Source organism: Pseudomonas sp. S2_A05, from assembly GCF_054668485.1.
Genome location: NZ_CP162775.1, coordinates 4,442,057 through 4,453,579 on the forward strand (window position 1 = coordinate 4,442,057; position 11,523 = coordinate 4,453,579).

8 protein-coding genes are annotated in these 11,523 nt (G+C 62.2%); 2 read left to right on the forward strand and 6 right to left on the reverse strand.

Annotated features, from left to right (window positions below; all coding sequences use genetic code 11):
* Positions 1-73 precede the first annotated feature (73 nt).
* Positions 74-1,858, forward strand: a complete 1,785-nt coding sequence (locus AB4O12_RS20270; protein ID WP_024014732.1) for a GspE/PulE family protein — start codon at positions 74-76, stop codon at positions 1,856-1,858.
* A gap of 65 nt (positions 1,859-1,923) precedes the next feature.
* Entirely contained in the window at positions 1,924-2,244 is a 321-nt protein-coding gene (locus tag AB4O12_RS20275; RefSeq protein ID WP_172667868.1) for a DUF2388 domain-containing protein, read from the forward strand.
* A gap of 186 nt (positions 2,245-2,430) precedes the next feature.
* Here the strand turns inward: AB4O12_RS20275 and gcvP are convergent, their stop codons facing one another.
* The 6 genes from gcvP to AB4O12_RS20305 form a co-directional block, all read right to left on the reverse strand.
* Positions 2,431-5,304 (reverse strand): aminomethyl-transferring glycine dehydrogenase, encoded by a 2,874-nt coding sequence (gene gcvP, locus AB4O12_RS20280; protein ID WP_460059639.1) that lies wholly within the window; start codon positions 5,302-5,304, stop codon positions 2,431-2,433.
* Between the two features lie 236 nt (positions 5,305-5,540).
* Positions 5,541-5,924, reverse strand: a complete 384-nt coding sequence (gcvH, locus tag AB4O12_RS20285) for a glycine cleavage system protein GcvH (RefSeq protein WP_024014734.1) — start codon at positions 5,922-5,924, stop codon at positions 5,541-5,543.
* Between the two features lie 47 nt (positions 5,925-5,971).
* Positions 5,972-7,054, reverse strand: a complete 1,083-nt coding sequence (gene gcvT, locus AB4O12_RS20290) for a glycine cleavage system aminomethyltransferase GcvT (protein WP_056791717.1) — start codon at positions 7,052-7,054, stop codon at positions 5,972-5,974.
* Between the two features lie 155 nt (positions 7,055-7,209).
* Positions 7,210-8,826: an ABC transporter permease gene (locus AB4O12_RS20295; RefSeq protein ID WP_150637065.1), complete on the reverse strand. Its 1,617-nt coding sequence runs from the start codon at positions 8,824-8,826 to the stop codon at positions 7,210-7,212.
* A gap of 245 nt (positions 8,827-9,071) precedes the next feature.
* Positions 9,072-10,076: an extracellular solute-binding protein gene (locus AB4O12_RS20300; RefSeq protein WP_460059640.1), complete on the reverse strand. Its 1,005-nt coding sequence runs from the start codon at positions 10,074-10,076 to the stop codon at positions 9,072-9,074.
* A 220-nt stretch (positions 10,077-10,296) separates the two neighbouring features.
* Positions 10,297-11,514 carry a 2-octaprenyl-3-methyl-6-methoxy-1,4-benzoquinol hydroxylase gene (locus tag AB4O12_RS20305; RefSeq protein ID WP_460062490.1) on the reverse strand — a complete coding sequence of 406 codons (1,218 nt, stop codon included), beginning with the start codon at positions 11,512-11,514 and terminating at the stop codon, positions 10,297-10,299.
* Positions 11,515-11,523: the final 9 nt, after the last annotated feature.

The following is an 11,523-nucleotide window of genomic DNA, read 5'->3' on the forward strand; positions in this document are numbered from 1 at the left end:
GTCGGGTAGTGGCCCAACGGTCAGCAGAGCCACGACTATCCTTTTGCGCATGACGCTTAAAAAGGAAAGCCGCATGTCCGTTCAATTTGTCACTCAGGACCGCTGGCTGGACCTCAACGATGTATTACGGGAACTGGTCGCCCAAGGCTTCATCTGCCAGGACGCGGCGGAACAGGCGCTCAATGCCCGCCGTCGCCATGCTGCTCACGGGCAGATGCATCCGCTGGAGTTCATCGCCAGCCAGCAACTCGACGACCTCAGCCGTCCGGGCAAACATCTGGATCTGGAAAGCCTGACCCTGTGGCTGGCGCAACAGGCCGGCCAGCCGTACTTGCGCATTGATCCGTTGAAAATCAACGTCGCAGCGATCACACCGCTGATGTCTTACGCCTTCGCGCAACGGCACAAGATTCTCGCCGTCGCCGTGGACCGCGACTCGGTCACCGTGGCCAGCGCTCAGCCCTACGTCAGCGGTTGGGAAGCTGACCTGACCCACGTATTGAAGCTGCCGATCAAACGGGTCGTGGCCAACCCGGTCGACATCCAGCGCTTCAGCGTCGAGTTTTTCCGGCTGGCCAAATCGGTCAGCGGCGCCAGCAATGCCGACGCCCAGGGCGGCAACCTCGGCAATTTCGAACAACTGCTCAACCTCGGCGCCAGCGATCAGGAGCCGGACGCCAACGACGCGCACATCGTCAACATCGTCGACTGGCTGTTCCAGTACGCTTTCCAGCAGCGCGCCAGCGATATCCATATCGAACCGCGCCGCGAGCACGGCACCGTGCGCTTTCGCATCGACGGCGTGCTGCACAACGTCTATCAGTTCCCGCCGCAGGTGACCATGGCGATCGTCAGCCGCCTGAAAAGTCTTGGCCGCATGAACGTCGCGGAAAAACGCAAACCCCAGGATGGCCGGGTCAAGACCAAGACCCCGGACGGCGGCGAAGTGGAATTGCGTCTGTCGACCTTGCCGACGGCGTTCGGCGAAAAAATGGTCATGCGGATTTTCGACCCGGAAGTGCTGCTGAAAAATTTCGACCAGTTGGGTTTCAGCGCCGACGACCTGCGCCGCTGGCAGGACATGACCCGCCAGCCCAATGGCATCATTCTGGTCACCGGGCCGACCGGTTCGGGCAAGACCACCACTCTGTACACCACGCTGAAAAAACTGGCGACGCCGGAGGTCAACCTCTGCACCATCGAGGACCCGATCGAAATGGTCGAGCCGGCCTTCAACCAGATGCAGGTGCAGCACAACATCGAACTGACCTTCGCCGCCGGGGTGCGCGCGCTGATGCGACAGGACCCGGACATCATCATGATCGGCGAGATCCGCGATCTGGAAACTGCGGAAATGGCGATTCAGGCCGCACTCACCGGCCACTTGGTCTTGTCCACCCTGCACACCAACGATGCACCAAGCGCCATCAGCCGTTTGCTCGAACTCGGTGTGCCGCATTACCTGATCAAAGCCACCGTGCTCGGCGTTATGGCTCAGCGTCTGGTGCGCACGTTATGCCCGCACTGCAAGGCGCCACTGACGCTCGAGGATGAAGACTGGCAAACCCTGACCCGGCCCTGGCAAGCGCCGCTGCCGAGCAATGCGCAGCGAGCGATCGGTTGCCTGGAATGCCGCGACACCGGCTATCGCGGCCGCGCCGGGGTCTACGAAATCATGCAACTGAGCGACAGCCTCAAAGCGCTGATCACCCCGGATACCGACCTCACCGCGATCAGGCGTCAGGCATTCAAGGAAGGCATGCGCAGCCTGCGCCTGTCCGGCGCGCAGAAAGTCGCGGCGGGGCTGACCACGGTGGAAGAAGTGCTGCGGGTGACGCCGCAAAGTGAGTTGAAATAATTCAGCACGGAACTGGATCGGGGGATCGGCTATCCAACGCCGTAGTCAATCCCAGGAGTCACCTCATCATGCGTCTCAAACTTGCTGTCGCCACCTTGGCCCTGCTGTCGCTTCCCGTTGGTTCGGCCATGGCGGACAGCTTTTGGCGTAACGTCATCTCCTCCGGTGCCACCACCGGCTCGACCTACCTGACGTTCAAGGATCACAAGCTGATCGTCGCCGCCCAGGACGACGCCGGCAGCTTCGTCGCCAGCGACGGCGGCATCCGTGGCCCGTACCTGGAAGCAGCCATGCAGAAAGTCCGCGCCGACAACCCGGGCCTGCAGGCTTCGGACATGGAACTGGCGAACGCGATTCTGGCGAAGAACGCCGTGGCTTCCGAGTAAACGTTGCGCCGATGAAAATGCCGCTCGATCGAGCGGCATTTTTTTGCCCGTCTTCTGAAACCGATACAAAACCCTGTGGGAGCGAGCCTGCTCGCGAAAGCGGTGAGCCAGTCACCGAAAATGCTGGCTGGACGATTGCTTTCGCAAGCAGGCTCGCTCCCACAGGGACGGCGGTGGATTTAGAGATCAGCGGTAATCATCCACCGGGACACACGCGCAATACAGGTTGCGATCCCCGTAAACGTTGTCCACCCGATTCACTGCCGGCCAATACTTGTGCGCCCGGGTATGCGCATCGGGGGTGATGGCCTGTTCGATACTGTAGGGTCGCTCCCAGATTCCAGTGACATCGGCCAAGGTATGCGGCGAGCGTTTGAGCGGGTTGTCTTCGGCGGGCCAGTTGCCCTTCTGCACTTCATTGATCTCGGCGCGAATACTCAGCATCGCAGCGATGAAACGGTCGAGTTCTGCCTTGGATTCGCTCTCGGTCGGCTCGACCATCAACGTACCGGGCACCGGGAAGGACATGGTCGGCGCGTGGAAGCCGTAATCCATCAGCCGCTTGGCAACGTCTTCCTCGCTGATGCCGGTCTGCGCCTTCAGTGGGCGCAGATCAAGAATGCATTCATGCGCCACCCGGCCGTTGCGCCCGGCGTAAAGCACCGGGAACGCCCCGGATAGATGCTGCGCCAGATAATTTGCCGCCAGAATCGCCACCTCGCTGGCGTCCGCCAGTTGCGGGCCCATCATGGCGATGTACATCCAGCTGATCGGCAAAATGCTCGCACTGCCCCACGGCGCTGCGCTGACTGCGCCGTTCTGTGCCAGCGGCCCGTCAATCGGCACCACCGGATGATTGGCGACGAACGGCGCCAGATGCGCGCGAACCCCGATCGGGCCCATGCCCGGCCCGCCGCCGCCATGGGGAATGCAGAAGGTCTTGTGCAGGTTCATGTGCGAGACGTCGGCGCCAATGTCCGCCGGTCGGGCGAGACCAACCTGGGCATTGAGGTTGGCGCCATCCATGTACACCTGGCCGCCGTGCTGGTGGATCACTGCGCAGATGTCGCTGATGCCTTCCTCGTAAACGCCATGGGTCGACGGATAGGTTGCCATCAGGCACGACAACTTGTTCCCGGCCTCTGCGGCTTTCAGCTTCAAGTCTTCCAGATCGACGTTGCCCGCCTCATCGCATTCGACAATCACCACGCGCATCCCGGCCATCTGCGCCGAAGCCGGGTTGGTGCCGTGGGCCGACGATGGAATCAGACAGATGTCCCGAGCGCCCTCCCCTCGGCTCTCGTGATATTTACGGATCGCCAGGAGCCCGGCGTATTCGCCCTGGGCGCCGGAATTGGGCTGCATGCAGATCGCGTCGAAACCGGTAATCGCGCAGAGCCAACGCTCAAGCTCTTCGATCATCAGCGTGTAACCAACAGCCTGCTCCCTCGGCACAAACGGATGCAGATGGGCGAACTGCGGCCAGGTGATCGGGATCATTTCGCTGGTGGCGTTGAGCTTCATCGTGCAGGAACCGAGCGGAATCATCGACTGATTGAGCGCGAGATCCTTGTTTTCCAGTTGTTTGAGGTAACGCAGCATCTCGGTTTCGCTGTGGTGAGCGTTGAACACCGGATGTTGCAGGTACGGTGTGCCGCGCTGAAGATGCTCTGGAATTCCAGAAGCCATGTCTTCGGCATCCAGCGCGTCAACGCTCAGGCCGTGATCGGCGCCGAGCAGCACATCGAACAGCTTCGCCACGGTGTGTTCATCACAGGTCTCGTCCAGACTCAGACCGACGCGGCCGCGACCGAGAATGCGCAGGTTGATCTGCGCTGCCTGAGCACTTTCGATGATCGCCGTTTGCGCACCGCCGACCTCCAGCGACAGGGTGTCGAAGAATTGCCTGTTGAGCCGCTTGATGCCGTTGCGCTCGAGTCCCGCCGCGAGGAGGCAGGTCAGGCGATGCACGCGCTGGGCGATACGCTTCAAGCCCTCGGGGCCGTGATACACCGCATAACAGCTGGCGATATTGGCCAGCAGCACCTGCGCGGTGCAGATGTTCGAATTGGCTTTCTCGCGGCGGATGTGTTGCTCGCGGGTTTGCAGGGCCATGCGCAGCGCGACGTTGCCGCGAGCATCTTTCGATACACCGATGATCCGCCCCGGAATCGCTCGTTTGTACTCCTCGCGGCTGGCGAAAAACGCCGCGTGCGGGCCGCCATAACCCATCGGCACACCGAAACGCTGGGACGAACCGAACACCACATCGGCACCCAACTCACCCGGCGGCGTCAGCACCAGCAGGCTGAGCAAATCAGTGGCGACGCAGGCCAGGGCCTGTTGCGCGTGCAGGTGGTTGATCAAGGGTTTGAGATCGCGGATTTCGCCGTGGGTGTCGGGGTATTGCAACAGCGCGCCGAACACCTCGTGCTGCGCCAGGTTATCCACCGCGTCGACGATCAGCTCGAAGCCGAAACCTTCGGCGCGGGTCTGCACCACGGAGAGGGTTTGCGGATGGCAGTTTTCATCCACAAAAAACAGATTGCTCTTCGACTTCGCCACGCGCCTGGCCAACGCCATGGCTTCGGCCGCTGCGGTGGCCTCATCGAGCAGCGAGGCGTTGGCCAGTTCCAGGCCGGTGAGGTCGATGGTCAGCTGCTGAAAATTCAGCAGGGCTTCGAGCCGGCCCTGGGCGATCTCTGGTTGATATGGGGTGTACGCGGTGTACCAGCCGGGATTTTCCAGCACGTTACGCAGAATGACGGTCGGCGTCACGGTGCCGTGATAACCCATGCCGATCAGGCTGGTGAACAGCTGATTCTGCTCGGCATAACCGCGCAGTTTCGCCAGCGCAGCCTGTTCGTCGAGTGCCGGCGGCAGATCCAGTGCGCGATTGAAGCGAATGCCCGGCGGCACGGTCTGCTCGATCAGCTCGGCACGACTGCCCAGGCCCAGGCTGTCGAGCATCGCCTGCTGCTCGGCGGCATCCGGGCCAAGGTGGCGGCGCAGGAAGGCTTCGGGATCGCGTAACTGGCTCAGGGACGGCGACTGGGACATGACGGGCTCTCCTGGCTGGCGCTTGGCGTCAATCGACACGGTCAAACCAGCATAGCAGGCGAATTTTCAAGATCACGCCGCCCCTGTGGGAGCGAGCCTGCTCGCGAAAGCGGTGTTTCAGAAACCTTGGCATTGACTGATATGGCGCTTTCGCGAGCAGGCTCGCTCCCACAAAGGGAGATTCGTCGCCCATAAAAAAGCCCCGACGAATCGGGGCTTTGGGTCATACCGGCAAGTTACTCGCCGATGGCAGCCTTGTAAGCCGCCGCATCCAGCAGCTTGTCCAGCTCGGCCTTGTCGCTTGGCTTGAGCTTGAAGATCCACGCGCCGTACGGGTCGGAGTTCAGCAGCTCAGGCGAGCCACCCAGCTCTTCGTTGATCGCGATGACTTCACCGCTGACCGGGGCGTAGATGTCGGAGGCGGCTTTCACCGACTCGACCACGCCGGATTGATCACCGGCGGCGAACACCTTGCCGACTTCGGTCAACTCGACGAACACCACGTCGCCCAGCGCTTCCTGCGCGTGATCGCTGATGCCCACGGTGACAGTGCCGTCAGCTTCCAGACGCGCCCATTCATGACTTTCGGCAAAACGCAGTTCGGCAGGGATATCGCTCATCTTCGGTTCCTCGGAAATTGGTCAGCGGTCATGCCCGCCAGAAAAGGTTAGATCAAGGTTTTGCCATGGCGCACGAAGGTCGGTTTGACCACTCGCACCGGATACCACTTGCCACGGATTTCCACTTCGGCGCGGTCGGCAGTCGCCATCGGTACACGCGCCAGGGCAATCGATTTGCTCAGCGTAGGAGAGAAACTACCACTGGTGATCTCCCCTTCGCCAACATCGGCGATGCGAACCACTTGGTGAGCGCGCAAAACCCCGCGCTCTTCCAGCACCAGACCGACCAGTTTATGCGCCACGCCGACGGCTTTTTCCGCCTCCAGCGCCGCACGGCCGATGAACTGCCGCGAGGCCGGCTCCCAGGCGATGCTCCAGGCCATGTTCGAGGCCAGCGGTGAAACGTCCTGATGAATGTCCTGACCGTACAGGTTCATTCCGGCCTCGACACGCAAGGTGTCGCGAGCACCGAGGCCGATCGGCGAAATACCCGCACCGACCAGATCGTTGAAGAAACCCGGCGCCTGATTGGCCGGCAGGCAGATTTCCAGGCCATCCTCGCCGGTGTAACCGGTACGCGCGATGAACCAGTCGCCGTCGATGGCGCCTTCGAAAGGTTTGAGTTGCTGGATCAGCGTGGCGCGCGACTGGGTGACCAGTTCGGCAATCTTGTGCCGGGCCTGCGGGCCTTGGATGGCGAGCATCGCCAGCTCGGCGCGCTCGTGCAGTTGCACGTCGTAGGCGCCGAGCTGGGCGTTCATCCAGGCCAGATCCTGATCGCGGGTCGAGGCGTTGAACACCAGCCGGTACGCGTCGTCGAGGCGATAGACGATCATGTCGTCGACGATGCCACCGCGCTCATTGAGCATGGTGCTGTACAACGCCCGGCCGGGGCGGTGCAGACGTTCGACGTCGTTGGCCAGCAGATGCTGGAGCCAGGCCTTGGCCTGGGCGCCGGTGACATCAATCACGGTCATATGGGAAACATCGAACACCCCGCAATCGCGGCGCACTTCGTGGTGCTCCTCGACCTGCGAGCCGTAATGCAGTGGCATGTCCCAACCGCCAAAATCGACCATCTTCGCGCCGAGCGCGAGGTGCAGGTCATACAGAGGCGTACGCTGTCCCATGGGTTTCTCCTTCCGGGCGTGGCGAGGGTGCGGACCGCCGCTATACGGCTGAAAGCCTTGATGGATAAGGCTTGCAGCCGATTCCAGCGCACGGGTCTGTCAGACGAACCGCACCGAATGCCGCGCATTGTAGCCGCATGATGTAGGACTGACGACTAAGTGTTTCGATGCGCCGAACGTCGAATCAATCCGATCACCGGCAACAACCCGACCAGCACCAGCGTCAATGCCGGCAATGAGGCGCGCGCCCATTCGCCTTCGCTGGTCATTTCAAAGATGCGCACCGCCAGCGTGTCCCAGCCAAACGGGCGCATCAGCAGGGTCGCGGGCATTTCCTTGAGCACATCGACGAACACCAGCAACGCGGCGCTCAACGTGCCGGGCAGCAAGAGCGGCAGATACACTTTGAAAAACAGTCGCGGCCCACTGACACCCAGGCTACGTGCCGCTTCAGGCAAAGATGGCCGTATACGCGCCAGACTGCTTTCCAGCGGCCCATAGGCGACGGCAATGAAGCGCACCAGATAAGCCATCAGCAACGCCGCGAGGCTGCCGAGCAGCAACGGTCTGCCCGCACCGCCGAGCCATGACGAAAGCGGAATCACCAGCTCACGATCCAGATAACTGAAGGCAAGCATGATCGACACGGCCAGCACCGAACCGGGCAACGCGTAGCCGAGATTGGCCAGGCCGACCCCGGAGTTGATGGCTGGGGTCGGTGCCAGGCGCCGGGCAAACGCCAGCAACAGCGCAACGCTGACGGTGATCAGCGCCGCCATCGCGCCCAGGTACAGCGTGTGCAGAATCAGTCCGGCGTAGCGCTCGTCCAGATCGAAACGCCCACGCTGCCAGAACCACACGATCAGTTGCAGCACCGGGATGACGAAGGCGCAGGCGAACACCAATCCACACCAGCCTGTCGCCGCGAACGCCTTGAGCCCGCGCAGGTGATACAGCGCCTTCACCCGTGGCCGCTCATTGCTGGCCCGATTCGCCCCGCGTGCCCGGCGCTCGCCGTACAGCACCAGCATCACCACCAGCAGCAACAGACTGGCCAGTTGCGCAGCGCTGGGCAGGCTGAAGAAGCCGTACCAGGTCTTGTAGATTGCCGTGGTGAAGGTGTCGAAATTGAACACCGACACCGCGCCAAAATCGGCGAGGGTTTCCATCAGCGCCAGCGCGACGCCCGCGCCAATCGCCGGACGCGCCATCGGCAGCGCAACCCGCCAGAACGCCTGCCACGGCGACTGGCCCAGCACCCGCGCCGCTTCCATCAAACCTTTGCCCTGAGCCAGAAACGCGGTACGCGCCAGCAGATAAACGTAGGGATAAAAAACCAGCACCAGCACCACGATCACCCCGCCGGTGGAACGCACCCGTGGCAGGCGCAGGCCGCTGCCGAACCATTCGCGCAACAGGGACTGCACGGGCCCGGCGAAATCCAGCAGGCCGACGAAAACGAACGCCAGTACATACGCTGGAATGGCGAAGGGCAGCATCAGCGCCCAGTCGAGCCAGCGCCGACCGGGAAATTCGCAGAGGCTGGTCAGCCAGGCCAGGCTGACACCCAGCAGAGTCACGCCGACACCGACGCCGAGGATCAGCGTCAGGGTATTGCCGAGCAGACGCGGCATCTGGGTTTGCCACAGGTGCGACCAGATCTGCTGATCGATGGTCTGCCACGACAGCAGCAACACGCTCAGGGGCAACAACACCAGCGCGGCGATGGCGAAGACGATGGGGTACCAGCGGCGTTGGGCGGGGTGGGCCACTTTTGGGTCTCTGGTGGGATTGGGGTGTTCTTGGATTGCGTATTTCAGGTTGGGATTGCTGCCCTCACCCTAGCCCTCTCCCGGAGGTAGAGGGAACTGACCGAGGTGCTCATGCAAACTACATCGACCTGAGATATTGAGTCGAACTCAAGTTTCGAAAGCAACACAAGTTGGCTCCCTCTCCCTCCGGGAGAGGGCTGGGGTGAGGGAGCGATCTTGAAAGATCAACAGTTACACGAAACGCCTCAGTTCCACCCCGCCCGATCCATCATCCGGATCGCCTCGGCCTGACGTTTGCCCGCCACTTCTACCGGCAAGGTATCAGCAATGAACTTGCCCCACGCCGCCACTTCTTCCGATGGCGCCACCGCCGGGTTGGCCGGGAATTCCTGATTCACATCAGCAAAAATCTTCTGCGCCTCAGGCGTGGTCATCCATTCGACCAGAGCCTTGGCCGCTTCCGGGTGCGGTGCATGTTTGGTCAGGCCGATGCCTGACAGATTCACATGCACGCCGCGATCAGCCTGATTCGGCCAGAACAGTTTCACCGGCAATTCAGGCTTCTGCTTGTGCAGGCGACCGTAGTAGTAGGTGTTGACGATGCCAACATCGCACTGCCCGGCGTTGATCGCTTCCAGCACCGCAACGTCATCGGAGAACACGTCGGTGGACAGGTTGTTGACCCAGCCCTTGAGGATCTGCTCGGTCTTCTCGGCGCCGTGGACTTCGATCATGGTCGCGGTCAGCGACTGGTTGTAGACCTTCTTCGCCGTGCGCAGGCACAGGCGACCTTCCCAGTTCTTGTCGGCCAGCGCTTCATAGGTGGTCAGTTCGCCCGGCTTCACTCGCTCGGTGGAATAGGCGATGGTCCGCGCGCGCAGGCTCAGGCCGGTCCATGCGTGGGTGGACGAGCGATATTGCGCGGGAATGTTGGTGTCGATGGTTTTCGAGGTGAATGGCTGGAGGATGCCCATCTGCTCGGCCTGCCACAGGTTACCGGCATCGACGGTGAGCAGCAGGTCGGCGGTGGCGTTTTCGCCCTCGGCCTTGATGCGCTGCATCAGCGGCGCTTCCTTGTCGGTGATGAACTTGATCTTCACCCCGGTCTTGGCGGTGTAGGCATCGAATACCGGTTTGATCAGCTCATCGATGCGCGACGAGTACACCACCACCTCATCGGCGGCCTGGGCAGTGGTGCTGCCGATCAGGGTCAAGGCCAGTGCGGTCAGAAGACGCTTGGGTGCCAACATGGGAGTGGTCTCACGGTCGGGAAATGTGGGCCAAATGATAAGGACTCACATTTACCTTCTCAATCGAACACTGGGGGAAGGCGTTACCAGATGTTGCACGGCTCAAAACTGCGGTAAGCGGGCGGACGCTTTCGCGAGCAGGCTCGCTCCCACATTGGAATGCATTTCAACGGTGGGAGCGAGCCTGCTCGCGAAGGGGCCATCAGCCTCAATGAGGCGCTCAGGGCTTTGCCAGAGCGGGAAGATCACCGGTCAACCCCAGCGCCTCGCGCACAAACAACGCCTTCGCCTCGGGCATCTGCTCGACCAGTTTCAATCCGGCATTGCGCAACCAGCGCAGCGGCAGGGGGTCGGCCTGGAACAACCGCTCGAAGCCTTCCATCGCTGCCATCAGCGCCAGATTGTGCGGCATGCGCCGACGCTCGTAGCGGCTCAGCACCTTCACGTCCGCCAGTCGCTCACCGCGCTGATGCGCTTGCAGGAGCACTTCCGCCAGCACCGCTGCATCGAGGAAACCAAGGTTCACACCCTGCCCCGCCAACGGGTGAATGGTGTGCGCCGCATCACCGATCAAGGCCAGGCCCTCAGCGACGTAGCGCTTGGCATGGCGCTGACGCAGCGGCACGCACAGACGCGGATCGGCGTTGATCACTTCACCGAGGCGCCCTTCGAAGGCTCGCTCCAGCTCAGCGCAAAACGCCGTCTCCTCGAGTGCCATCAGGCGCTCGGCTTCACCCGGCGTGGTCGACCAGACGATCGAGCACCAGTCCTGCTGACCATCACGCTCCAGCGGCAAAAACGCCAATGGCCCGTGATCGGTAAAGCGCTGCCAGGCGGTTTTGCGGTGCGGCTGGCTGCAGCGCACACTGGTGACGATGGCGTGATGCAGATAATCCCACTCGCGAGTCGCCACGCCGGTCAGACGGCGCACAGCAGAATTGGCGCCATCGGCCGCGATCACCAGCGGCGCGCGCAAGGTGCGGCCGTCGGCCAGCGTCAGCAGCCAGTCATCGCCGGAGCGACGCATCTGCTCCAGCCGCGCATTGGCCAACATGCCGAGGTCGCAACCATGCAAACGCTCGAGCAGCGTATCCTGGACCACGCGATTTTCGACGATGTGGCCGAGCACATCGGCATGCACGCTGCTCGCCGAGAAATGAATCTGCCCGGTGCCGCTGCCGTCCCACACGTGCATGTCGGTGTACGGGCTGCTGCGCCGCTGGGCGATGCCGTCCCAGACGCCAAGGCGCTCGAGAATGCGCTGGCTCGCCGCCGACAATGCACTGACGCGCGGTTCGAACGCCGCTTCGGCAGCGAAGGGTTTGACACTCAGCGGGCTACCGTCGAGCAACAGCACTTCCAGCCCACTGTCCTGTAACGCCAGCGCCAGGGCGCTGCCGACCATTCCGGCTCCGACAATCAGCACATCTGCGCGCATTTCCATGCT

What these genes read in the sequence shown, in the direction of transcription:
- gcvT (WP_056791717.1), bottom strand. Translation starts at nt 7,054, where the DNA reads ATGGGACAGCGTACGCCTCTGTATGACCTGCACCTCGCGCTCGGCGCG.
- AB4O12_RS20305 (WP_460062490.1), bottom strand. Translation starts at nt 11,514, where the DNA reads ATGCGCGCAGATGTGCTGATTGTCGGAGCCGGAATGGTCGGCAGCGCC.
- AB4O12_RS20270 (WP_024014732.1), top strand. Translation starts at nt 74, where the DNA reads ATGTCCGTTCAATTTGTCACTCAGGACCGCTGGCTGGACCTCAACGAT.
- gcvH (WP_024014734.1), bottom strand. Translation starts at nt 5,924, where the DNA reads ATGAGCGATATCCCTGCCGAACTGCGTTTTGCCGAAAGTCATGAATGG.
- gcvP (WP_460059639.1), bottom strand. Translation starts at nt 5,304, where the DNA reads ATGTCCCAGTCGCCGTCCCTGAGCCAGTTACGCGATCCCGAAGCCTTC.
- AB4O12_RS20300 (WP_460059640.1), bottom strand. Translation starts at nt 10,076, where the DNA reads ATGTTGGCACCCAAGCGTCTTCTGACCGCACTGGCCTTGACCCTGATC.